Below are 23,173 nucleotides of genomic sequence, written 5' to 3' on the forward strand. Positions count from 1 at the left end.
CTACAGGTTACCGAACCGGTCCCGGAGCTTCGCGAACATGCCGCCGCTGGCCGCCAGCTTGCCTTCCGTGATCTGTTCTCCACGCAGTTTGGCCAGTTGGCGCAGAAGGTCTTCCTGGGCGGCATCGAGTTTGGCCGGGGTATCCACCTGGAGATGGACCTTCAGGTCGCCGCGGCCGTAACCCCTCAGGTGGGTGACGCCCAGCCCGCGGAGGGTGATGATTTCACCGGACTGGGTACCGGGCTTGACGTCAATTTCCTGGGTACCGTCGAAGGTCTCCAGGCTGACATCCGTGCCCAGTGCCGCCGCTGTCATGGGAATGTGCAGGGTGGCATGCAGATCGTCGCCCTCGCGTACATAGGTGGCATCGTTATTAACCCGGATCTCGACGTACAGGTCGCCGGCGGGACCGCCGGCGGGACCGGCTTCGCCCTGCCCGGACAGCTGGATCCGGGTTCCGGTTGCGACTCCGGCGGGAACTTTGATGGTCAGGGAACGGCGGCTGCGGACGCGGCCCTGGCCGCTGCATTCGTTGCAGGGGTCCTTGATGACCGTGCCGAATCCTTCACAGGTGCCGCAGGGTGCTGCGGTCATGACCTGCCCCAGGATGGAGCGGACGGCCCGCTGCACCTGGCCGCTGCCGCCGCAGATGTCGCAGCGTTCAGGCTGGGTGCCGGGGCGGCAGCAGGATCCGTCACAGGTGGGGCATACCACCGCGGTGTCCACTTCAAGCTTCTTGTTGACCCCGAACACGGCGTCCCGAAGGTCGATGCGGACACTGATGAGCGCGTCCTGGCCGCGGCGGACGCGTGAAGCGGGTCCGGTGCTGCCGCCGGCGCCGAAGAAGGTGTCGAAGATGTCCTGGAAGGCGAACCCCTGGCCGGCATACCCGCCGCCACCGAACCCGTTGTCCGTTCCGTTCTCGTTGCCGGTGGTGTCGTAGATCCTGCGCTTTTGGGGATCGGAAAGGACTTCGTATGCGTGGGTTACGGCCTTGAAGCGTTCTGCAGCGTCCTCCCCGGGGTTCACATCCGGGTGGAGGGTGCGGGCCAGCTTGCGGTAGGCCTTTTTGATCTCTTCCCCCGTTGCTTCGGGTGAGACTCCAAGGACGTCATAGTGGCTGCTCAAAGTTCGTGTCTCTTCCTTCTTGTACTGCGTTCAGTTGGGCACCCTGGCTGCTTTGATGGCCAGCCCGAGCATGCTCCGGCTGCAAAGAGTCAGGGCCCCAGAATCCTGGACAGGTAACGGGCCACTGCCCTGACGGCGGCCATGGTGGTGGGGTAGTCCATCCGAGTGGGGCCCAGGATGCCTACTTTCGCGGCGCTGTCCGGGCCGTAGCCGGTGGCCACCACGGAGGCTTCCGCAAGGCCGTCATACGGGTTTTCCCTTCCGATGCTGACGGCCACGCCACGGTGGTCCTGGGCCATTTCGCTCAACAGCCGCAGCATCACCACCTGTTCCTCCAGCGCCTCGAGCACCGGACCGATGCTCAGGGGGAAGTCCACATTGGACCTGGCGAGGTTGGCGGTTCCGGCCATGACCATGCGGTCTTCCCGGCTGCTCTGGGCCAGCCCCTCCAGGCCCAGGGCCAGGGCATGGGCTGCCTGGCGCTGCGCATGGGGAGTTGCCGCCACCACCGCGGGCAGCGCCTGCGCCAGGTGGCTCAAGCGTGTTCCGCCCAGAGCCCCAAGGAACCGGGTGCGCAGGGCTGCCACCGTTTCGTCACCAAGGTCCTGCCCGACGTCGATGACCCGCTGCTCCACTTTGCCGCTGTTGGCGATGAGGACCACCAGGACCTTCCGGGGGGCAAGCAGGACGAATTCGATATGGCGGACAAGTGCCCTGCTCAGGTGCGGATACTGCACGACCGCCACCTGGTTGGTCAGCTGGGACAGCAACCGGACGGTGCGGTCCAGCACGTCGTCGAGATCGTCGGCACCCTCGAGCAAGGTTTGGATGGCGCGGCGTTCAGGTGCCGAGAGTGGCTTCACCGCGGAGATCTGGTCGACGAAAAGCCGGTAGCCCTTGTCCGTGGGAATCCGCCCGGCACTGGTGTGGGGGGCCGTAATCAGCCCCTCATCCTCCAGGGCTGCCATGTCATTGCGGATCGTGGCACTGGAAACGCCAAGATGATGCCGCTCCACCAGGGCTTTAGACCCGACCGGCTCGCGGGAGTGGACGTAGTCCTCCACGATGGCCCGCAGTACTTCCAGTTTGCGTGGCTCGCTCACTCTCCACCTCCATCCATGGTCCGGGTACATGCCCCGCCCGGTGCAACGCAAGGGTTAGCACTCGACATGCCTAAGTGCTAACAGTCTATTATGCCTTGGCCCGTTGTTAGCATTGGTACCGCTCCGGGCGAAATTCCGGAGGAAGGACCTAGCGCTAGGCGGATCGATTCCATGGATTACCAGAACTGGGGGCCTCGCGGCATTTCCACTACAAACCGGACGGAACTGCCCGAAGTGCCCGTGGAGCGGGGCATGGTGCTCGAGGAAGTGCAGTCCGGGTGGGTAGGAGCCGTCACCCGCGTGGAGAAATCCGGCGGGATGCATGTGGTTGCGCTGGAGGACCGGAGGGGAAAATCCCGGTCCTTCCGGCTCGGCTTCGGCTTCCTCCTCGAGGGCCAGCCCATCCGGCTGATGCCGCCGGCGCCGAAACCCGCTGCCGGTGGTCCGGCCGCCGGCAGGACTGCCTCGGGATCAGTACGCGTGGAAGGCCAACGCGCACAGGTAGCGAAGGCAAGCCGGATCTGGGTGGAAGGCAAGCACGACGCCGAACTGGTGGAAAAGGTCTGGGGTGACGACCTGCGCGTGGAGGGCATCGTCGTCGAACCTTTGCATGGCATCGACGACCTGGCTGCAGCCGTCGCGGACTTCAGGCCCGGTCCGGGCCGGCGGCTCGGGGTCCTGGTTGACCATCTGGTTCCCGATTCCAAGGAATCCCGCATCGCGGACGCCGTTATGGCCTCCCCCGGCGCTGCCGGCAACGTCCTGATCGTGGGGCACCCCTACGTGGACGTGTGGCAGGCGATCCGGCCTGCTGTCCTGGGGATCGACAAGTGGCCCGCCGTGCCCCGGGGGCAGGACTGGAAGACGGGCATCCTCAAAGCCTTCGGCTGGCCCCACGCCACGAAGGAAGACGTCGGACTGGGGTGGCAGAAGTTGCTGGGCGCCGTCCGCACCTACGCGGACCTCGAAGCATCGCTGCTGGGCCGCGTTGAGGAGGTCATTGACTTCCTCACCGTGCCCTGACGGGCGGCACGGCCCCGAAAGCCAGTATTCTTGGTAGTTGTCAGCACCACTTGCACCCCGAAGGAAAACGACTGTGGCAGAAAACGCACGTGATCACAGGGACGGCCAGGGCCGTTCCGAGTACCATGGCGTCCCCGCCAATGCCCTGCCGCTGACGGCCAGCGAAGACCGCCAGTGGGCAACCCTGGCGCACTTCGGGGGGATCCTGGGATGCGTGCCCTCCCTGTTGATCTACCTGATCTTCCGCGACCGCGGGCCGTTCACCGCCCAGGAGTCCAAGGAAGCCCTGAACTTCAGCCTGCCGCCCACCATCGCCGCGGTGCTGGCCAACATCCTGGTGTTCATTCCCTACGTGGGGAACATCTTCGCGGTCATCGCCACCCTGATCTGGGTTGCGCTCACGTGCTTCTCCGTGGCCGCGGGCATCCACGTCAACAAGGGCCAGCCGCACCGCTACCAGTACAACCTGCGCTGGATTAAGTAGCCGAGCCTCCCGCGGGGCCACCGGCCCCACGGGGCGGACCCGACGGGCGTGGGCCCAGTCAGTCGGGCAGTATCCGCCGGACTACTGCGTCCGCCAGGAGCCGGCCTTTGAGCGTGAGGACCAGGCGGTCCTTGAAGGCGGCAGCAGGTTCCACCAGGCTGTCAGCGATAAGCCCGGCCACTTGGTGCCGTCCCGCTGCGCTAAGCGTGGACATGTCCAGCCCTGACTGCAGGCGAGCCTCCAGCATCACCCGCTCCAGGTTCCGGGTTTCCGCGTCCAGGGTTTCCCGGCCCGCGGCCGGTGAGAGCCCCTGGGAAAGCCTGTTTGCATACGCGGACGGGTGCTTGACATTCCACCAGCGCACCCCGCCCATGTGCGAGTGGGCGCCTGGGCCGATCCCCCACCAGTCGTCACCGCGCCAGTACGCCAGGTTGTGCCGGCAAGCATGCTCCGGACTCCGCGCCCAGTTGCTGACCTCGTACCAGCCTAGTCCGGCTGCGGTGATGAGCTGGTCGGCGAGCTCGTACTTGTCGGCGTGGTCGTCGTCGTCAATTCCCGGAACCTCGCCGCGCCGCATCTGCGCTGCCAGCTTGGTGCCGTCCTCGACAATCAGGGCGTAGGCGCTGATGTGGTCCGGCCGGTAGGACAGGGCAGTCTCCAGGGAGTGTCGCCAGTCTGCGAGCGACTCCCCCGGAGTGCCGTAAATCAGGTCCAGGCTGACATCCAGTCCGGCCTCCCGCGCCCACTGCACCACCTGCGGAACCCTGCTGGGCGTGTGGGTGCGGTCCAGGACCTTGAGCACGTGCGGGACGGCGGACTGCATGCCGAAGGAAACCCTGGTGAAGCCCGCCTCCTTGAGGACGGCGAGGGATTCGGGGGTGACCGAATCGGGGTTGGCTTCGGTGGTGACCTCGGCGCCGTCCTCGATGCCCCACTGGTCAATGGCAGCGCGAAGGATCAGGGCGAGGTCATCAGCCGGCAGCAGGGTGGGCGTGCCGCCACCGAAAAAGACAGTGCCGAGCTTCCGCTCCGGCAGCCCGGACCGTGCCATCACCTTGGCTGCCAGGGCCACTTCCGATACAGCGGTCTGCGCGTACGCATCCTGTGACGCACCGCCGCCCAGTTCCGTGGCGGTGTAGGTGTTGAAGTCGCAGTACCCGCAGCGCACGGCACAGAACGGGATGTGGACGTACAGGCCAAAGGCCCGGGCCGCCGCCCCGTCCGCCGCCTGGGCAGGCAGCAGACCGTCCGACGGCGCCGGGTCGCCGAGGGGAAGCACGCTGGGCATCAGCGCGCTCCCCGCAGTGCGGTGGTCACTTCTTCTTGGCCTTGTCCTTTGATTCGTCGGTGGTGAGGGCGGCGATGAACGCTTCCTGCGGCACCTCCACGGTACCCACCATCTTCATGCGCTTCTTGCCTTCTTTTTGCTTCTCCAGCAGCTTGCGCTTACGCGAGATGTCACCGCCGTAGCACTTGGCCAGCACATCCTTGCGGATGGCCCGGATGCTTTCGCGGGCGATGATCCTGGAACCGATGGCGGCCTGGATGGGCACCTCGAACTGCTGCCGCGGGATGAGTTCGCGAAGCTTGCCGGTCATCATCACACCGTAGGCGTAGGCCTTGTCCCGGTGCGTGATGGCACTGAAGGCATCCACCTGTTCGCCCTGGAGCATGATGTCGACCTTCACAAGATCGGCAACCTGCTCACCGTCGGCCTTCCAGTCCAGGGAGCCGTAGCCCCGGGTCTTCGACTTGAGGATGTCGAAGAAGTCGAACACGATTTCCGCCAGCGGCAGGCGGTAGCGGATTTCCACCCGGTCCTCGGAAAGGTAGTCCATGCCGTTCATGACGCCGCGGCGTGACTGGCACAGTTCCATGATGGCGCCCACGAACTCGTTGGGGGCCAGGATGGTGGCGGAGACCATGGGCTCGCGTACCTCGGCGATCTTGCCCGTGGGGTACTCGCTGGGGTTGGTAACGCGGACCACCTTCTTGTCCTCCAACGTCACCTCGTACTCAACGTTCGGTGCGGTGGAGATGAGGTCGAGGTTGTACTCGCGCTCCAGGCGTTCGCGGGTGATCTCCAGGTGCAGGAGACCCAGGAACCCCACCCGGAACCCGAAGCCCAGTGCAGCCGAGGTCTCCGGCTCGTACACCAGGGCTGCATCATTGAGCATGAGCTTTTCGAGGGCGTCGCGGAGTACCGGGTAATCGGCACCGTCCAGCGGGTACAGGCCTGAGAACACCATGGGCTTGGCATCGGCGTAGCCGGGGAGCGATTCGGCAGCGGGCTTGGCAAGGTTGGTGACAGTGTCACCCACCTTGGACTGCCGGACGTCTTTTACCCCGGTGATCAGGTAGCCCACTTCGCCCACTCCGAGGCCCTTGGAGGGGGTGGGTTCCGGAGAGCTGACGCCGATTTCCAGGAGTTCGTGCGAGGCCTTGGTGGACATCATCTGGATGCGTTCACGCGGGTGGAGCATGCCGTCCACCACGCGCACATAGGTCACCACGCCGCGGTAGGTGTCATAGACCGAGTCGAAGATCATGGCACGGGCCGGCGCATCGGGGTCGCCCTTCGGTGCCGGCAGGTCGCGGACGATCTTGTCCAGGAGGGCTTCGACGCCCATGCCGGTCTTGCCCGAGACCCGCAGGACGTCCTCGGGGTCGCCGCCGATCAGGCTGGCCAGCTCGGCTGCGTACTTCTCAGGCTGCGCTGCCGGCAGGTCGATCTTGTTCAGCACCGGGATGATGGCAAGGTTGTTTTCCATGGCCAGGTACAGGTTCGCGAGGGTCTGGGCCTCGATACCCTGGGCTGCGTCCACCAGCAGGATGGCGCCCTCGCACGCGGCCAGGGAACGGGACACCTCATAGGTGAAGTCCACGTGCCCCGGGGTGTCGATCATATTCAGCGCATAACTGACGCCGTCCACCTCCCACGGCATGCGGACCGCCTGGGATTTGATGGTGATGCCGCGTTCGCGCTCGATGTCCATCCGGTCCAGGTACTGGGCCTTCATGTCGCGCGCCTGGACCACCCCGGTTGACTGCAGCATACGGTCAGCCAGGGTGGACTTGCCGTGGTCAATATGCGCGATGATGCAAAAGTTCCGAATAATTGCCGGATCTGTCGCGGCGGGCACCGGTGCGGTGCGGGCCATGGGAGACACGCAGGGTCCTTACTGTTGGCTTTTCTGCAGCCATCCGCCAGGCACACAAAACGCGCCTGCGGGCCAGCCACACATCTTCAACGTCCAGTGTCCCACGTCCGGGACACCGCCACCGCATCGCGGCCGGAGCTTATTCGGGGTTCAGGTGGACAGCCGCCTAGGCTTTCGGGATGGCCCTGAATCTCCGTTCCCTTCAAAAGGCAGTGCGCCGCGGTCTGCGGATGCTGCAGACCGGGCAGTCCGCTGCCCCCGCCCCCGACAGGTACCGCCGTCCACTGGCAGGAACCGGCGGTATAACAGGTGGGTCCGCACGTGCCGGCTACCCCGGCGACTACCTTGGCCGTGCCACGGTCCGGTACGCGCCGCAGCCTGACGGGGATCCGGACCCCGGCGAAGTTGTGTGGGCCTGGGTTCCCTACGAGGAGGACCACAGCAGGGGGAAGGACAGGCCGGTCCTGCTGGTGGGGCGCAACGGCCCCTACCTCCTGGCATTGATGATGACCAGCAGGGACAGGATCCCGGCCGGAACCGCGTCGGACGGGTACGTGGATCTTGGCGCAGGCGGCTGGGACAAGCAGGGCAGGGCCAGCGAGGTGCGGCTGGACCGCGTCCTGCAGCTCCGCCCGGAAAGCATCCGGCGGGAAGGGGCGGTGCTGGACGGTACGCGGTTCGAAAAGGTGGCGGCAGGGCTGCGCCGGAGACACGGCTGGTCCTGACCGGCGTAAATGGCCAGTCCCGCCACTGACCTGCTATTCTATATTGCTGTGTGTCCGTGCAGGTCGACGGTCACTGATGGTTGGCCGCCATAGGTATCCCCACGCCGCTCAGTCAAGGCCAGCCTGAAAGCCCTCTAGACCATTTCCGCATTACAAAGAGAGTTCACACGTGGCGAATATCAAGTCCCAGAAGAAGCGCATCCTGACCAACGAGAAGGCTCGCCTGCGCAACAACGCAGTCAAGTCTGAGCTGAAGACTGCCATCCGCGCCGTCAACACCGCCGTTGAGTCCGCTGACAAGGAAGCTGCTACTACTGCGCTCGTTTCTGCCAGCCGTAAGTTGGACAAGGCTGTCAGCAAGGGTGTTCTGCACAAGAACAACGCAGCGAACCGCAAGTCGGCGATCTCCAAGAAGGTCAACGCACTCTAAGGTTTCCAGTTCCCACGAACTGATGGTCTGGCCGGTACCCCTGGGTACCGGCCAGACGCCTTTTAAGCCCTGGTATGCGCCGCACCGGACTCCGCGGCAGCCCGGCCGTCGGGCGGCTTAGCCCATCCGGCGCTGCTATCGGCCCTGGACGGACATGGCGATCACGGTCACGGCATGTTCGACGGCGTAGACGGGGTCGCGGGACAAGCCTTTAACCTGGGCGTCCGCCTCGGCAGTTGCCTGGATTGAGCGCACCAGCCCATCCGGCGTCCAGCGGCGCACGTCACGCTGTGCCTGCTCCACCAGCCAGGGCTGCATTCCAAGTTCCGCGGCGATCTGCGCGGATGACCCGGAGGCACCGGCCACGCGGGCCACGGTGCGCAGTTTGGCTGCCAAGGCGGCAACCAGTGGCACGGGGTCAGCACCGGTGGCAAGGGCGTGGCGCAGCGTTGACAGTGCCAGGGGCGCGTTTCCGGCCATGGCTGCGTCGGCAACTTTGAACGCCGTGGCCTCGATCCGCCCGCCGTAGTACTTGTCCACGGTCTCGGTGGTGACGGTGCTGCCCGCGTCCGCAATCAGTTGCGCGCAGGCAGCAGCAAGTTCGGACAGGTCTGCACCTACCGCGTTCACCAGCGCCTGGATGGCCTCGTGGTTGATGCGGCGCCCGGCCTCCTTGAACTCAGCAGTGACAAACTGCACCTTGTCTGAATCCTTCTTCAGCGGCTGGCAGTCAACCACCGGCCAGCCGCCTTTCCTGACGGCGTCGAGGAGCTTCTTGCCCCGGTTGCCTCCGGCATGCCGGAGCACAACGACGGCGTCCTGCTCCGGGTGCTGCAGGTAGGTGAGCGCATCTGCCAGGAAAGCGTCGTTCATTCCCTCCACAGCCTCGACCTCGATCAGTTTGCTTTCACCGAAGAGCGACGGGCTCACCTGCATGGCCAGGGCTCCGGGTTCATAACCGGCAGCGTTCATCCGGCTCAGTTCGACGTCCGGCGCGGCGGCCCTGACCCGGGACCGGATGCTGTCCATGGCCCGGATCCCCAGGTACTCCTCGGGGCCGCTGACCAGCACAATCGAGGCCGGGGCCGCGTCCCGCCAGGATGCTGCATTCGATGCCGGGGAGCGGGTTGCTCGCTTTTGCACAGCGGCCATCGACGGTCCCTTCCGGAGGTTTTATTGGAGTATCCCAGCCTGCCACGTCTGCGCCCGCCGTCCAAGCCGTGCATCCCGGCAAGCCGCTGCAGCCGCAGTTCCACGAGTTCTATCAGCGTCATGGTGGCGGCGTGCGCCTCCGTTACCTTGTGGAGGAGGCGGGCCGGCCCTGTGGCCATCCATACAGCGGCGACTGTCACCAAGGACATCAGCACCATGGAGACCAGCCCGGGAACCCCTTCGGGCCAGGGAAGAGCGGAGCCGGGCAACTGTGCGGCGAACCTGGCTATGGCAGCGACGCCGGCACTGAACAGTCCGGCCACGGCGATCAGTGCCGCTGCTGCCCACGGCAGCAGGACTACCAGGGGCACCGCCACCGTGCCGAGGAGGGTCACGGGCGCCACCAGGGGTGAGGCAACCACGTTGGCCAGCAGGGAATACGTTGCGAATTGCGGCTGCAGGAGGATGATGACGGGGCCGCACAGCAGCTGGGCGGACAACGGGACGGTCACGGCTGCTGCCATCCATCGTGGCACCGGTGCCGGGATCCAGTCGACGAACCTGCGCCCCAGAAGGATGATCCCCAAGGTGGCCAGGACGGACAGCAGGAATCCGTAACTTGAGCCCAGCCCGGGGTCGGTCAGCAGCAGGGCGATGACAGCCAGGCACAGGAAGCTCAGCCCGCGTCCAGAGCGGCCGCCGGCGAGGGAGGCGACACCGATGGCGCCCATCAGTGCTGCGCGTAGGACACTGGCATCGGGTCCCACCAGGACCACGAAGAGGGCCAGGCCCGTGAGGGCGCAGGCTGCAGCGGCAACGCGTGGCAGCCGGAACCGCCTGCACAGCACCAGCAGCGCCCCCAGGACCAGGCTGCAGTTGGCCCCGCTTACGGCTGTCAGGTGCGTCATTCCGACGGCCTTCATAGCGTTGCCCAGGCCCTCGTCAAGCGCGCTGGTGTCACCGGTGACCATTCCCGGAAGGAGCCCGCGGGCGTCCGGCGCAAGGAAGGCCGACGCTGAAACGAACCGCCCGCGCAGTTCCCGCGCTCCCGCTTCAAGCAGGTCACCGCCGGTGGCCTTGCCCGGTGCGGCCGAGGCGGCCAGTTTCCCTGCCTCCGGCTCCCCGGGTTCCGCCTGCCGGAGTTTGCCGGTGGCCCGCAGTGTCTGCCCCGGCACAACGTCACCCCACGCGTCCCCGCCCATGACCACCAGACGGGCCCGGGTGCGCACCAGGACGCCTCCGGTGGCCACTTCCCGCGTCCAGACCGGCACCGCCCACCGTGCGTCCATGCCTCCAGGACCGGCGACCGCCCGCGGGTTTCCGGCCACTTCGACCACGGCAACGGCTGACTTGCCGGCCGTAACGGCATCGGCGAGGAGCCCGTCGAAGCGCTGGGTGGCGGATGTAGCCGAATGGGCCGCGGCAGCAGCGGCCAGCATTAGGGAAAGGCCCAGGGCAGCGATGGCACTCCGTCCCCTGGCGTTGTGGGTCGGGTATGCCGGACGGCCGACGACGGCATGAACCTTCAGTCCCTTTGATACCTTGGCGGCCCGGACAAGGATCAGTCCGCCGGCTCCGGCCAGGGCACCGCACAGGGTGGCGAGGCCGGGGGGCGGCAGCCACAATCCGGCAACTGATGCGGCCCATATCAGGGCTGCGGGCAGCACAAGGCGCAGGTCCGTCCGTCGGCGGGGTGCGACCGAGCCGGATCCGGCCCCTTCCTGAGCCACGGCACTGGAGGTTATCCGTTCGCGAAGACGGCCAAGACCCAGTGCCCATGCCCTCCGGAGAAATCCGGAGCGGGAAGATCCCTGGTGCCCTGGTGTTAGTTTGCGGGCCCGCTGAGACGGAGGTGGCTCTGTTGCCTGGACTCTGCCGGTTCGCCGTGGTTCCAGGGGCCATTCCTGCGCCGATATCGGTGGCCCTGACGGCCCGGGCGCCTGCCGTTCCTCGCCGCCGCGGACAGCGGAGTCGATGTACCGGCTCCAGCGACTGCCCGTTCCCGGCCGGCCGCTCCAGCTGGCTGAAGGACCCATCTGCCTGGCACCCCTGGTTTCCCCCTCCGGATCCACTGCCACGGCGGGCGCCCTACACCGTCACCAAGGGAAGGAGAGCCTCAAGCATTTTCGGCCCGACCCCATCCACGGCGTCCAGCTCGTCCACTGTCTTGAAGGGGCCATGTTCCTTGCGCCAGTCCACGATCCGCTGGGCCAGGATGGGACCCACTTTTGGCAGCGTATCCAGCTCCGCAGCGTCAGCGGTGTTGAGGTTGATCTTCCCGCCTGTCCCGGCGCCACCGGCATCCGAGGCCCCGGGTTCGGCGGCCACGGACTCCCCCCGCTGCGGAACGTAGACTTTCTGGCCGTCCTCCACCACGAGGGCAAGGTTGAGGCGGTTGGCATCCGCGTCCCCCGTTGCACCTCCGGCAGCAGCAATAGCGTCACCCACACGGCTGCCCTGCGGGAGGCGGATGACACCGGGCTGGGCGACGGCCCCGGCCACGTGAACCACCACGATCGGCTCGGCGGCTGGGCCGGCCTGCCGCCCAGCGTCCCCGGCAGTTCCTGCGGCACCACCTGATGCGGTGCCGGTGGCCGCAGGTGCACCGGCGGACCCAACACCGCTCAAGGGCACTACCTCCGGGGTGGCTGTGCCTGCCTGCCACCAGAACCAGGCACCCGCCACTACGCCCAGCCCGGCCAGCAGCACGGCAACACGCTGCCCTATCCGCCACCGTACCGAAGACAGGCCACCGGCAACGGCTCCCGAACCAGCGCCGGTTTCATCGGCCACCGCTTCATCCGGACCCCGGTACTCGAAACCGCCGGGGTCGGATCCGTTTTGAAGGAGCCCGGGAGGAGAGTCCCCCAGTGCCGCCTGCAGCCGTTCCCTCGCATGGCGCGCCCGCTGACCTGCTGCTGCAGTATCCCGGCGTGACATGGTTCAACCCTAGGAACCACGTCCAGGCACCGGCACCCGCTGACAGCCCTATGTGGAAACGTGGCTCAAAGGCGTTTACCGATTTTTCGTCTCGTCAACAAACTCCTGCGCAATCTGGAACATCACGCTGAGCGCCTCTTGCTCGGTTACTGCTCCCAGGTTCAACCCCATGTCGAGGGACACCGTTCCGGCAAGGACCCGGAGTCCGACAGCCATGTTGTTCCCGTCGATGGATTCCTTGGTCACGTAGGCCTTCTCCCCTATGTCCGGACCCGGGAGAAGTCGAATGGTGAGCTTCTGAGGCCCGGTAGCTCCGGACACTGTCTGGTCGAACGTCGCGCAGCGCACCATCAGCTCCTGGCTGTAATCGAAGTCGGCTCTGGCGAGGGCGTCCCGGGGAGCGCTTCGCACGTCAAAAAGAATCATGCCGGTTCCGTGATTGCCAATGTTGAATACCTCCCCTTGGGCAAAGCCCATGGAGAGGTCCAACTGCACCTCGTGCTGCCACGACCTATGGAACACGTTGCATTCAGCCGGCTCGGTGGGACCGAGTATGGACGACGGCGATGCAGACGCCGGCGGCTGCTGCATCACCGCGTAAGACTTGCGGGCCATGTCCGTATCGTCGGCTCTTCCGCCATGCGGCTCCAGGACTTTGCTGCTGATCGTCATGAGTTCCTGGTCAGTGAAGACCCTGGGAGACAGTGTGGTGGGCTCTGCCAGGGAAGACGTGCTGGGTGACGATGTCGGGGTGGTATTGCCGGCGGTGGGTGACGCCGTGCACGTGGGCTTTTGCACGCAGTTCCTGGTCTCTCGATGCATCTGGATCCCCTCCTTTTTGTGAACCCCTGGAGTTTGTTGGCGCAGCGGACATGCTCTGGCTCAGAAGTCGATGCCCTTGACCAAGGTGACGAACTGTTCCTTGACCTGTTCTTCGGTGCCCGGGGAGATCAGGATCTGTGCGGTGAAGATGGCCATGTTCTGCCCACGGGCGACCATGAGTGACATGACCGTGACCGGCGCATCGCTTCCTGGCCTGAGTGACTTCGGTCCGCCCGGTTCCGACCGGATGATGAGAGTTGCTTTGTCACCAACACCCTCGATGCTTTGGCCATCCGGCGGCAAAGGTCCCGAGAGCGCGGATGCACCTCCCTGATGAAGTTCAACGGAGAACATTAGCGAGTCCGGACCAGATGTGCCCAACGCGCCAAAGAGGTACCGGCAGTTACCTTCACCAGGGAGGACGTCTGCCTGGGTTGTGGCACCGAATGCCGTCCTGAGAGCGTCGACACTGACCAGGGCGCATACGGGGCTGTTCGAAGAAGTCTGCGGTCCGACAGGTGGCGCAGCCGGTACACGAAGTTCAGTCCCGTTGCCCCACCCGCCCTCAACAACTGCCTGGGCAAGAGAGCGGGCCGCAGCATCCCCGTCCGGACCCGCGATTTCCGGCGCCCTGGGTGGCATGTCGATAATGCGCAGGTCGAGGGCTTCGCTGCCCCGCACTGCTTTGAGCACCGTGTTTGCCGACGCCCCTCCTGGCTCACCGCGGAACCACCCCGTCCACTGGATGCAGGCGAAATCACCGATTCCGGCCACAGCTGCACAGTCAGGAGTCTTCTTTGCTTCAGCGATCTCCGACTCCGACGCGGGCGTACTCAACGTGACGCTAAGTACCCGGCTCTGGCTCGTCTTACTCATGTAGCTGCACACAGATGCCCGGCTCCCGGCCGGTTTACCACCGGGCCCCTGTTGAGCAAGGGAAGGATCGATCCTCGCAGCGATGTCCGGCCTGATCAGGTCGCAGGCCGGGCTGCCCGACCCGCTTGGGGGAGACACGGTTGAGGGAGACTCGGTTGATGTGCTTGATGGATATTGGGCCGGCTCGGATGAGGAAGACCGGGTTTGTGAGGAGGGCGTGCCCCCTTGCGCGCACCCCCCAAGGAGGAGTGCCAGTGCCGCGGAAAGCATAAGCACTGACCGAGGGACACGCTTCCTGTCGGCACGCCCTGTTTCCCTCGCGCCGTCCAAAAGCTTCCGGCCCCAAAATTGTCCCGGGGCACACGGCCCGCCGCTCAAAACCCGATCCCATACGGGTGCGGGTGGCCCGCCTCCCTGCGAGCACCCTGCCAGGAGAAGTGCCAGGAAAGTGCCAGGGGGCACGGGAAAACGACACGCAGACTGGCAGCACGTTTGGGCTGGGCGGGCATTGTTTCCCCCTTGCCTCTCGGGTGGGCCGCAGCCAACGCTGCGGTCGGCATAATGTGACGATGCTATGGATTCCCTGGGAGTACAGCCAGAGGCCAAGGACCCGCTCACGGCAAGCCTGGCGTCTCCCAGGCAGCAGGGCTTTGTTGCCTCACGACGTCTCCGGTGCAGGCGGCGGAAACGAGGGCGGAACAAACCCATTCAGGACCGCTGTCGGAGCCAAATGGGGAGCCGACCTACTACTCCCACACTGCACGTGACGGGCACACAAAAGCCCCGGACCGCGGTCCGGGGCTTTTCACGTCTGCTATCGGTCGATAGTGACGCTGAGATCCAAATGTATGTCGGCCGTTGCGAGCCGGTCCTCCAGGAACCGGGCGAGGTCCGCATCGGTCGTCGTGTGCGCGCCCTGTGGGACGGCGCCGCGGAACACGGCCTGCGTACCGGTTGACCTGAGCACATCAAGGGGTGCCCAGTGCAGGTGTCCGGCCCTCAGCCGTTCGACGTCCGTACGGAAAGTGCGGCGGTGGCCGTCACGGGCTGAAGCGCGCATGGTGAAGGGAATGAAAGCTGTGGGCAAGAGGGTCCTTTCGAAGAGGCAACCAGAGGTCGGCGGCCCCACTTAAAGACAAGCCTCCGCCAAGCTTCCTTATTCCCATCCTGCTCCAGGAGTACTTCCAGCCCGGCACATGCCACGTCTTATGTCGGAGAGTGCGTGCCGCCGCCGGGCCCGCTGTCCATCCTGCCCACGATGACCGCGAGGACGCCCAGCCCCGCGTGGGCCGCCAGGACCGCCGGAAGGGAGCTGGTCCGGGCCGGAGGACACTCGGGAAGGGCGGCTTCCAACCTGGCTGCCAGGCTCTCCGCCTCTTCAGGGTTGCCGAAGTGATGCACCGCAAGGCACACGGATTGGCCAGTGCGCGCCGTGGCCTCGGCCACCACAATCTCTTCAAGCCGCGCTACTGCCCTGGCAGTTGAACGGACCTTCTCGAGCGGAACGATCCTGCCGCCCTCAACGGCCAGGATGGGTTTGATGGCAAGCACGGTGCCCAGAAGCGATGCCGCGGCACCAATCCGTCCTCCACGCCGCAGCTGTTCCAGGCTGGGCACGTAGAAGTAGACCTTGGTACGAGACGCCTGCGCCACCGCGGCCGCGGCAACGGCAGCCCTGCCGGCACCGGCTGCGGCAGCCTCGACGGCGGCCTGCACCGCCATTCCTTGCGCCATTCCGACAGTCCGGGTATCCACCACGTCCACCGGAATACCCACCCTGGTTGCGGCCAGCCGGGCAGCGTCTGCCGTGCCAGACAGCTCACCGGAGATGTGGACCGAAACGATCCCCTCGAATCCCCGTTTCTGGGCAGCGCGGTACGCCTGTTCGAACTGGCCCGGTGAAGGCCTGGACGTTTTGACCGGGGTCCCTGCGGCGAGGGCCACGGCGATGGTCTCCAGGATGTCGTCTTCGCCTTCACCGTAAATCTCCGAGCCCACCATGACCGGCATGGGCGTTACGGTCAGGATTCCGTCCCGCGGCAATCCGCTGGAATAGTCCGCCGGCAGGGCAGCAGCCGAGTCGGTAACGACGGCGGTGCGCACCACGGCGCTTCCGCCACGCCGGGCGCCCGGGCGGCCCGCGGGACGAAGGCCCGACAACCGGGCGCGGACCCACGGCCAGGCGGCGGCGTTACTCTCGGGCAATGGGCCTCCTGGAGACGGTGTCCGGCTCAGTCGGCACAGGCCGCCGGAGAACCTCCGACGGCCGGTACCTGCTGCGGCTAGGCCGGGACGATGTTGACCAGCTTAGGCGCACGGACGATCACTGTCCGGATGCCGCGGCCGTCAAGGGCGCGCTGGACGTTCTCCGATGCCAGGGCGAGCTCCCGCAGCTGGTCCTCGGAGACCTCCGGGGATACCTCCAGGCGGTCACGGACCTTGCCCTGTACCTGGACAACAGCGGTGACGGTTGCCTGGACCAGCAGGGCGGGATCGTGGGCAGGCCAGCCTGCATTTGCCACCGACGCCGGGTGACCGAGCAGGTTCCACATGTCCTCGGCGGTGTACGGCGCGAACAGGCTGAGGATTACAGCCACAGCCTCGGCGGCTTCGCGGACTGCCGGGTCCCCTGCACCGGCACCGGAGTCGATGGCCTTGCGGGTGGCGTTGACCAGCTCCATCAGCTTGGCCACCACCACGTTGAACTTGTTGGCGTCCAGCAATTCGGCGGCGTCGGCGATGGTGCGGTGCGTGACGGAACGCAGCGCGCGGTCACCGCCGGCGAAGTCAACACCCGCCGCACTGGTGACATCCTGCGCCAGGCGCCAGGCACGCGCCAGGAACTTGGCGGAACCGGACGGCGAGACGTCAGCCCAGTCCACGTCGTCCTCGGGCGGGGACGCGAACACCATAGTGAGCCGGACCGCGTCCACACCGTACTTGTCCAGCTGCTCGCCGAGGTCAACGCCGTTGCCCAGCGACTTGCTCATGGCTTTGCCGCCGTTGAGCACCTGGCCCTGGTTGAGGAGTGCGCTAAAGGGTTCGTCAGCGTCGATCATGCCCAGGTCGTGGATGACCTTGGTGAAGAAGCGCGCGTACAGCAGGTGGAGGATGGCGTGCTCCACGCCGCCTACATACTGGCCCACCGGCATCCAGTCATTGATCTTCCGCGGATCGAACGGGCCTTCGGTGTAGTGCGGCGAAACGAACCGCAGGAAGTACCAGGAGGAGTCCACGAACGTGTCCATGGTGTCGGTGTCCCGTTTGGCGGGGCCGTGGCAGGTGGGGCATTCCACGTTAACCCACGACTCGGCCGCGGCCAGCGGTGAGGTGCCCTTGGGCGCCAGGTCCTCACCACGGAGGTCCGAGGGCAGGGTGACCGGCAGTTGCTCGTCCGGAACGGGAACTTCTCCGCACGACGGGCAGTGGATGATGGGGATGGGCGTGCCCCAGAAGCGCTGGCGGCTCAGGAGCCAGTCGCGGAGCCTGAAGTTCACGAACTTCTCGCCGGTGCCCTGCCGCTCCAGCATGGCGATGGCAGCGGGAATGGCCTCTGCCTTGGGGAGGCCGTTCAGCTCACCCGAGTTAATCAGGGTGCCCTCCCCCGCCGTGGCGGTACCGGACACTGCCGGGTCCTCTTCGCCGGTGTCCAGGACGGCCCGCACCGGCAGGTCGAAGGCTCGGGCAAAGTCGAGGTCGCGCTGGTCGTGCGCGGGAACGGCCATGATCGCCCCGGTACCGTAGTCCGCCAGGACATAGTCGGCGGCCCAGACAGGCAGCTTCTCCCCGTTCAGGGGGTTGACGGCGTAGCGGCCGGTGAAGACGCCGGTCTTTTCACGCTCGGTGGACTGGCGTTCGATCTCGGACAGCGCCTTGACCCGTTCGCGGTATTCATCCAGGGCTGCGGCGTGCTCGTCGGTGACGAGTTCGACGGCGAGTGGTGCGTCGGCTGCGACCACGAAGAAAGTTGCACCGTACAGGGTGTCGGGCCGGGTGGTGAAGACAGTCACCTCTTTGGCGGCCTTGCCGCCGTCGGCCTCCACCACGAACTTGACGTGGGCACCCTCCGACCGGCCGATCCAGTTCTTCTGCATGGCCAGGACCCGCTCCGGCCAGTGGCCGCGCAACTCATCCATGTCATCCAGCAGGCGGTCGGCGTAATCCGTGATCTTGAAGTACCACTGGTTCAGGGACTTCTTGGTGACCGTGGTGCCGCAGCGCTCGCAGGCGCCGTTGACAACCTGCTCGTTGGCCAGGACCGTCTGGTCCTTGGGGCACCAGTTAACCGGGGAGTTCTTCCGGTAGGCCAGGCCGCGCTCGTAGAAGCGCTTGAACAGCCACTGAGTCCAGCGGTAGTACTCGGGGTCGGAGGTGTGCAGGCGGCGCGACCAGTCGGCGGAAATGGCATACCGCTTGAAGGACGCTGCCTGGGTGTCGATGTTGGCGTAGGTCCACTCGCTGGGATGGGCGTTGCGCTTGATGGCGGCGTTTTCCGCAGGCAGGCCGAAGGAATCCCAGCCGATCGGGTGCAGCACGTCGTAGCCCTGCTGGCGGAGGTAGCGGGCCACCACATCACCCATGGCGAATGCTTCGGCGTGCCCCATGTGCAGGTCACCCGAAGGGTACGGGAACATGTCAAGCACGTAGCGTCGCTCCCGGGACCCGTCGTCCACCGGGGTGAAGACCTTGAGGTCTTCCCACACCTGCGGCCATTTGGCCTCCATGGCGGCGAAACTGTAGGTGCCCTCTTCAGGCTCCGCCGACACTGTTGTTGCTGTTCCGGTCTCTGTCTCCGGCTGAACGCCCACTGCTGCCCTCTTCTGTTCTGTTACGGCATCTGTGCTGCCATAACGGCCTGATCCCCCTGCTGCCGGCCCGGCGCATAGCCCCGGACACACAAAAGCCCCTCACCATGGAGGGGCTGCCGCTCAGCTGTCCGGTATTCGGAAGCCGGCGGCTAACTAAGCAGAAGGATCGCACGCATGAATCTACTTTAGCGCACGTCCACACCCCATCAGCGTACGTCGCAAACAAGCGGCTGAGGGAGTGTGACGGTGACGTTGATGGCAGCCGCACCTCGCCCGGGTGTGGTGGGCACCGCGAAGCGGGCAGGGCAGGTGCGGCTGCCATCAACGATGGGTCACACTAGCGAACGTCCTCGTCGACCCAATCCATGGACTTGGTGACGGCCTTCTTCCAGAGCCGCAACTGCCGGTCCTGTTCGGCCTGGTCCATCTGCGGTTCCCATCGCTTGTCCTCGGACCAGTTGGCCGAGCACTCGCCGAGGTCCTTCCAGAAGCCAACAGCAAGGCCAGCCGCGTAAGCGGCGCCCAGTGCGGTGGTTTCAATGACCTTGGGACGAATGACCGGGACGCCGAGGATGTCCGCCTGGAACTGCATGAGCGCATCGTTGGCGACCATGCCGCCGTCGACCTTCAGCTCGGTGAGGGGAACGCCGGAGTCAGCGTTGACGGCGTCGAGCACCTCGCGGGTCTGGAATGCGGTGGCCTCCAGGGCGGCGCGGGCGATGTGGTTCTTGTTGACGAACCGGGTCAGGCCCACAATCGCGCCGCGGGCGTCGGAGCGCCAGTACGGAGCAAAAAGACCGGAGAAGGCCGGGACGATGTAGACGCCGCCGTTGTCCTTGACTGAAGCGGCAAGGGTTTCCACCTCGGGGGCGCTGCTGATCATGCCAAGGTTGTCGCGCAGCCACTGGACCAGCGAACCGGTGACGGCGATGGAGCCTTCCAGGGCGTAGTGCGGCTTGGCGTCGCCGAGCTTGTAGCCCACGGTAGTGAGCAGCCCGTTCTTCGAGTGGACGATTTCCTCGCCCGTGTTGAAAATCAGGAAGCAGCCGGTGCCGTACGTGTTCTTGGCTTCGCCCGCGTCGAAGGCGGCCTGGCCGAACGTAGCAGCCTGCTGGTCGCCAAGGATGCCCGCCACCGGCGTCTCGCGGAGCAGCTGCGAGCCGTGGACTTCCCCGTAAACCTCGGAGGAGGACTTGATTTCCGGCATCATGCTCCGCGGAACACCGAAGATGCCGAGGATTTCGTCGTCCCACTGCAGCGTTTCGAGGTCCATGAACAGGGTCCGGGAGGCGTTGGTGACGTCCGTGACATGGACGCCGCCTTCCACGCCGCCGGTCAGGTTCCACAGGACCCAGGCGTCCGTGTTGCCGAAGACCAAGTCCCCGGCTTCAGCCTTTTCCCGGGCGCCGTCGACGTTGTCCAGGATCCACTTGATCTTGGTGCCGGAGAAGTACGTGGCCAGCGGCAGGCCTACCTTCTGTTTGAAGCGGTCCGCACCGCCGTCCCTGGCCAGTTCGTCCACGATGTCCTGGGTCCGGGTGTCCTGCCACACAATCGCGTTGTATACCGGCTTGCCCGTGGTCTTGTCCCACACCACTGCCGTCTCGCGCTGGTTGGTGATGCCGACTGCGGCAATATCGTGCCGCGTCAGGTTCGCCTTGGACAGCGCCGAACCGATGACCTCGCGGGTGTTGTTCCAGATTTCCGTGGCATCGTGTTCCACCCAGCCTGCCTGGGGAAAGATCTGCTCGTGCTCCATTTGTCCGGAGGATACGATGGCGCCGCTGTGGTCAAAGATGATGGCGCGGGTGCTGGTGGTGCCCTGGTCGATGGCGATTACGTACTGGTTCATTGTGACGTCCTTGTCTTGTTGGTTCTTGAGTGGGTCCGGGTCAGGCAGCAGCCGTGACGATGATGGGAACAATGCGGGCCACGAGGCCGCCGAGCGCGCCGCCAATCAGCGGCCCGACCACGGGCACCCAGGAGTAGGCCCAGTCGCTGGACCCTTTCCCGCGGATGGGAAGTACGGCGTGGGCAATGCGGGGACCGAGGTCACGGGCCGGGTTGATGGCGTAGCCCGTGGGGCCGCCAAGGGACACACCAATGCCGACGACGAGCAGCGCCACGGCGAGCGGTCCAAGGCCGGAAGGCGTACCCCCGAAGGTGAGGATTACCAGCACCAGAACGAAAGTGCCGATGACTTCGGTGATGACGTTCCAGGGCGTTGACCGGATTGCGGGGCCCGTGGAGAAGACGCCAAGCTTGCCGGCAGGCTCCGGCTCGTCATCAAAGTGCTGCTTGTAGGCCAGCCAGCAGACCACGGCACCGAGGAATGCGCCCACCATCTCGCCGCCGAAGTAGGTCAGCGTGGAGGCGAAGTCCACGGTGACGCCCGGAGCGTATTCAGCCTTGCCGTTGAGCAGCAGGCCGAGGGTAACCGCAGGGTTCAGGTGCGCACCCGACTTCGCGGCGACGAAGACACCCGCGAAGACGGCGATTCCCCACCCCCATGTGACCATCAGGAAACCGCCGTTGTTGCCTTTTGTCCCCCTCAAAGCCACGTTGGCAACGACGCCGCAACCCAACAGGGTCAGCATGCCCGTACCAAAGACTTCGGAGAGGAAGACTATTCCTAGAGACATCTTTGACTCCTTCTTTGTTTAGTTGTCGGTCCTCCGCGGGCGAAGGACCGGTGGGCCGGGGCACTGGGGCGCCCCGGCCGGCTGCCCGGCCTTAGGAGACCAGGCTGTGCGTTTCCACACGGTGGAAACGCTGCAGCACGTCCTGGGCGTGCTTGATCTCAGCGGCGCGGGCTGCGGCGTCCCATTTCAGCGGGACGGACAGCACCTCCGCCACTTCATTGAGAAGTTCGCCAGTGACCAGACCCCGGAACGCCAGGGAGGTACGCCGGATGAAGACATCCACCAGGTGTCCCACCTGCTCGTTTGCCGCCATGAACTCCAGCTCACGGACGCTGAGCTCCCTGGTGGACCGCAGCGGCTGGTCAGGTTCTGCGTGGAGGTATTCGATGACCGCTTCGGCCCGGGTCCCGTAGCGGGTCAGCAGACCTGCGGTACGGTCCGCGTCCCGGCCGGCAGCCATATGCGCCTTGATCCACTTCTGCTCTCCCGCTTCATCCGCAGGGAAGCCGGCACCGCCGCCGATGGGAAGCTGGGCTGTTGACACCTTGCGCTGGACGCCAAGTTCGGCGAGGACGTCATTGGTCAGGTGCTCTGCGAGGGCACGGAACGTGGTCCATTTACCGCCCACCAGGCTGAGGACGACGGCGCCGCTCCCCTTGTCCCCGGAGGCCCGCCGTTCGATGCGGTAGTCGCGGGAGACGAAGCCCGGCTGGGTGGCATCATGGCTCGGGAGGGGACGCACACCGGAGAAGGTGTACACGATGTCGTCGGCTGTGACGTTGATCGAGGGAAAAACGTGGCCGATCAGGTCAAAGAAGTACTGGATTTCCTCGTCCGTGCAGATGGCGTCCTCTGCCATGTCCGCGTCAACGTCGGTGGTGCCCACCAAGACCCGGTCCCCCATGGGGTAGATGAGGACAATCCGGCCGTCCGTGTGCTCGAAGAAGATTTCGCGTCCGCGGCAGGCGGCGAGGAGGCCGGGGTGATCCAGCACAATGTGTGATCCCTTGGTGCCACCCATAAAGGATGACGCAGCACCCATCGCTTCGTTGGTGAGGTCCACCCACGCCCCGGTGGTGTTCACGATGATGTCGGCCGTAAAGTCGAATTCTTCCCCAGTGAGTTCGTCGCGGAGGCGGACGGTGCCTCCCTTGCCGGTCCCTGGGTTGGGGGCTGATGACATCGACTGCAGGGAAAGGTAGTTACTGGCCCGTGCGGTGGCCCCCTGTCCGCCGGTACCGGCAAAACCTGCGCGGCCGGCCTTCTCACCGTCCTGCAGGACGTCCAGGGTCAGACGCTCCGGATTATGGACGGAGGCATCAAAGTAGGTGGCGGTGTATTTCACGTCCGGACGAAGGGCGGGCAGCTCTTCAAGGGCTGCCTTGTGCGTGCGGAACTGGTGCCGCGGCACCGTTCCGCCATCACGGGAAAAAGAGTCATAAAGGCTGAGGCCGGCCTTGATAAGGAATGCTCCGCGTTCCTTGGGCTTGCCCTGCTGCTTGTGGGTCAGGAAGCGCAGCGGTGCGGACAGGATGCCGGAAAAGGTACTGAAGATGGGAATGGTTGTCTGCAGGGGCTTGACGTAGTGCGGTGCGATCTTCAGCAACCGGTTCCGTTCAACGACCGATTCGCGGACCAGGCGGAATTCGCCGTTTTCGAGGTACCGGATACCGCCATGGATCATATGCGAGGACGCGCCGCTTGCACCCTGGCAGTAGTCACCGCGCTCCACCAGGGCGACATCCACGCCCTGCAGCGCAAGGTCGCGGAACGTTCCCACACCGTTAGTACCACCACCCACCACCAGTACTTTGGCGTGCGGACGGCGGCGCAGGTTGTGGACTGAAGGGCGTTCCACCCCATGCCGGGGCGCAGCAAC

Annotated in this window: 20 protein-coding genes; 5 read left to right on the top strand and 15 right to left on the bottom strand. The window is 65.6% G+C overall.

Annotated elements, in window-relative coordinates; all coding sequences use genetic code 11:
* Together dnaJ and hrcA are read right to left on the bottom strand one after the other, a co-directional pair.
* Complete coding sequence (gene dnaJ, locus AB0313_RS01260) at nt 1–1,128, bottom strand: molecular chaperone DnaJ (protein ID WP_141941479.1); 1,128 nt, start codon at nt 1,126–1,128, stop codon at nt 1–3.
* 89 nt (nt 1,129–1,217) lie between these two features.
* Nucleotides 1,218–2,231 (bottom strand): heat-inducible transcriptional repressor HrcA, encoded by a 1,014-nt coding sequence (hrcA, locus tag AB0313_RS01265; protein WP_141941481.1) that lies wholly within the window; start codon nt 2,229–2,231, stop codon nt 1,218–1,220.
* A 171-nt stretch (nt 2,232–2,402) separates the two neighbouring features.
* On the opposite strand from hrcA, the gene AB0313_RS01270 reads away from it, so the two are divergent.
* Together AB0313_RS01270 and AB0313_RS01275 are read left to right on the top strand one after the other, a co-directional pair.
* Nucleotides 2,403–3,254 (top strand): DUF3097 domain-containing protein, encoded by an 852-nt coding sequence (locus AB0313_RS01270; protein ID WP_141941483.1) that lies wholly within the window; start codon nt 2,403–2,405, stop codon nt 3,252–3,254.
* Between the two features lie 73 nt (nt 3,255–3,327).
* Entirely contained in the window at nt 3,328–3,738 is a 411-nt protein-coding gene (locus tag AB0313_RS01275; protein ID WP_141941485.1) for a DUF4870 domain-containing protein, read from the top strand.
* Between the two features lie 58 nt (nt 3,739–3,796).
* Here the strand turns inward: AB0313_RS01275 and hemW are convergent, their stop codons facing one another.
* Nucleotides 3,797–5,026, bottom strand: coding sequence for a radical SAM family heme chaperone HemW (hemW, locus tag AB0313_RS01280; RefSeq protein ID WP_307311846.1), 1,230 nt, complete (start codon nt 5,024–5,026; stop codon nt 3,797–3,799).
* A 25-nt stretch (nt 5,027–5,051) separates the two neighbouring features.
* A complete protein-coding gene (gene lepA / locus AB0313_RS01285) occupies nt 5,052–6,908 on the bottom strand; it encodes a translation elongation factor 4 (RefSeq protein WP_141941488.1) in 1,857 nt (618 codons plus the stop codon).
* Nucleotides 6,909–7,078: 170 nt separating this feature from the next.
* Here lepA and AB0313_RS01290 point away from each other — a divergent pair, with 170 nt between their 5' ends.
* Together AB0313_RS01290 and rpsT are read left to right on the top strand one after the other, a co-directional pair.
* Nucleotides 7,079–7,624, top strand: coding sequence for a type II toxin-antitoxin system PemK/MazF family toxin (locus AB0313_RS01290; RefSeq protein WP_366303064.1), 546 nt, complete (start codon nt 7,079–7,081; stop codon nt 7,622–7,624).
* Nucleotides 7,625–7,793: 169 nt separating this feature from the next.
* Nucleotides 7,794–8,054, top strand: a complete 261-nt coding sequence (rpsT, locus tag AB0313_RS01295; protein WP_018761400.1) for a 30S ribosomal protein S20 — start codon at nt 7,794–7,796, stop codon at nt 8,052–8,054.
* A 135-nt stretch (nt 8,055–8,189) separates the two neighbouring features.
* Here rpsT and holA read toward each other — a convergent pair whose 3' ends face one another.
* The 4 genes from holA to AB0313_RS01315 all read right to left on the bottom strand — a co-directional run bounded on the left by holA (nt 8,190) and on the right by AB0313_RS01315 (nt 12,818).
* Complete coding sequence (gene holA, locus AB0313_RS01300; RefSeq protein WP_307311853.1) at nt 8,190–9,083, bottom strand: DNA polymerase III subunit delta; 894 nt, start codon at nt 9,081–9,083, stop codon at nt 8,190–8,192.
* Entirely contained in the window at nt 9,032–10,936 is a 1,905-nt protein-coding gene (locus AB0313_RS01305; protein WP_366303066.1) for a ComEC/Rec2 family competence protein, read from the bottom strand. Before AB0313_RS01305 ends, holA begins: the two co-directional genes overlap by 52 nt.
* A 358-nt stretch (nt 10,937–11,294) precedes the next feature.
* Nucleotides 11,295–12,146 (bottom strand): helix-hairpin-helix domain-containing protein, encoded by an 852-nt coding sequence (locus AB0313_RS01310; protein ID WP_307312096.1) that lies wholly within the window; start codon nt 12,144–12,146, stop codon nt 11,295–11,297.
* A gap of 75 nt (nt 12,147–12,221) precedes the next feature.
* Nucleotides 12,222–12,818 (bottom strand): hypothetical protein, encoded by a 597-nt coding sequence (locus AB0313_RS01315; protein WP_307312094.1) that lies wholly within the window; start codon nt 12,816–12,818, stop codon nt 12,222–12,224.
* Here AB0313_RS01315 and AB0313_RS01320 point away from each other — a divergent pair.
* The gene (locus AB0313_RS01320; RefSeq protein ID WP_366303069.1) at nt 12,817–12,990 is read left to right on the top strand and encodes a hypothetical protein; all 174 of its coding nucleotides are present in this window, start codon (nt 12,817–12,819) and stop codon (nt 12,988–12,990) included. The two genes, AB0313_RS01315 and AB0313_RS01320, sit on opposite strands and share 2 nt — an antisense overlap.
* A 38-nt stretch (nt 12,991–13,028) precedes the next feature.
* Here the strand turns inward: AB0313_RS01320 and AB0313_RS01325 are convergent, their stop codons facing one another.
* The 7 genes from AB0313_RS01325 to AB0313_RS01355 all read right to left on the bottom strand — a co-directional run bounded on the left by AB0313_RS01325 (nt 13,029) and on the right by AB0313_RS01355 (nt 23,152).
* Entirely contained in the window at nt 13,029–13,844 is an 816-nt protein-coding gene (locus tag AB0313_RS01325; protein WP_366303071.1) for a hypothetical protein, read from the bottom strand.
* A gap of 814 nt (nt 13,845–14,658) precedes the next feature.
* Nucleotides 14,659–14,931, bottom strand: coding sequence for a hypothetical protein (locus AB0313_RS01330; RefSeq protein WP_366303073.1), 273 nt, complete (start codon nt 14,929–14,931; stop codon nt 14,659–14,661).
* Between the two features lie 119 nt (nt 14,932–15,050).
* Nucleotides 15,051–16,049 carry a DegV family protein gene (locus AB0313_RS01335; RefSeq protein ID WP_366303075.1) on the bottom strand — a complete coding sequence of 333 codons (999 nt, stop codon included), beginning with the start codon at nt 16,047–16,049 and terminating at the stop codon, nt 15,051–15,053.
* A 77-nt stretch (nt 16,050–16,126) separates the two neighbouring features.
* A complete protein-coding gene (leuS, locus tag AB0313_RS01340; RefSeq protein WP_141941503.1) occupies nt 16,127–18,652 on the bottom strand; it encodes a leucine--tRNA ligase in 2,526 nt (841 codons plus the stop codon).
* A 337-nt stretch (nt 18,653–18,989) separates the two neighbouring features.
* Nucleotides 18,990–20,504 carry a glycerol kinase GlpK gene (glpK, locus tag AB0313_RS01345; protein WP_141941505.1) on the bottom strand — a complete coding sequence of 505 codons (1,515 nt, stop codon included), beginning with the start codon at nt 20,502–20,504 and terminating at the stop codon, nt 18,990–18,992.
* Between the two features lie 40 nt (nt 20,505–20,544).
* The gene (locus tag AB0313_RS01350) at nt 20,545–21,294 is read right to left on the bottom strand and encodes an MIP/aquaporin family protein (protein ID WP_141941507.1); all 750 of its coding nucleotides are present in this window, start codon (nt 21,292–21,294) and stop codon (nt 20,545–20,547) included.
* 91 nt (nt 21,295–21,385) lie between these two features.
* Entirely contained in the window at nt 21,386–23,152 is a 1,767-nt protein-coding gene (locus AB0313_RS01355; protein WP_366303078.1) for a glycerol-3-phosphate dehydrogenase/oxidase, read from the bottom strand.
* Between the last annotated feature and the right edge of the window lie 21 nt (nt 23,153–23,173).

Origin of the sequence: Pseudarthrobacter sp. NPDC080039, assembly GCF_040702335.1 — a bacterium.
In the GTDB taxonomy this organism is placed as follows: domain Bacteria; phylum Actinomycetota; class Actinomycetes; order Actinomycetales; family Micrococcaceae; genus Arthrobacter; species Arthrobacter enclensis_A.

Bases quoted from the DNA above. Each gene is read 5' to 3' on its own strand.
- AB0313_RS01325 (WP_366303071.1), bottom strand. From the start codon at position 13,844: ATGAGTAAGACGAGCCAGAGCCGGGTACTTAGCGTCACGTTGAGTACG.
- AB0313_RS01310 (WP_307312096.1), bottom strand. From the start codon at position 12,146: ATGTCACGCCGGGATACTGCAGCAGCAGGTCAGCGGGCGCGCCATGCG.
- AB0313_RS01320 (WP_366303069.1), top strand. From the start codon at position 12,817: ATGAGTTCCTGGTCAGTGAAGACCCTGGGAGACAGTGTGGTGGGCTCT.
- glpK (WP_141941505.1), bottom strand. From the start codon at position 20,504: ATGAACCAGTACGTAATCGCCATCGACCAGGGCACCACCAGCACCCGC.
- AB0313_RS01350 (WP_141941507.1), bottom strand. From the start codon at position 21,294: ATGTCTCTAGGAATAGTCTTCCTCTCCGAAGTCTTTGGTACGGGCATG.
- AB0313_RS01270 (WP_141941483.1), top strand. From the start codon at position 2,403: ATGGATTACCAGAACTGGGGGCCTCGCGGCATTTCCACTACAAACCGG.
- hemW (WP_307311846.1), bottom strand. From the start codon at position 5,026: ATGCCCAGCGTGCTTCCCCTCGGCGACCCGGCGCCGTCGGACGGTCTG.
- AB0313_RS01290 (WP_366303064.1), top strand. From the start codon at position 7,079: ATGGCCCTGAATCTCCGTTCCCTTCAAAAGGCAGTGCGCCGCGGTCTG.
- AB0313_RS01315 (WP_307312094.1), bottom strand. From the start codon at position 12,818: ATGACGATCAGCAGCAAAGTCCTGGAGCCGCATGGCGGAAGAGCCGAC.
- holA (WP_307311853.1), bottom strand. From the start codon at position 9,083: ATGGACAGCATCCGGTCCCGGGTCAGGGCCGCCGCGCCGGACGTCGAA.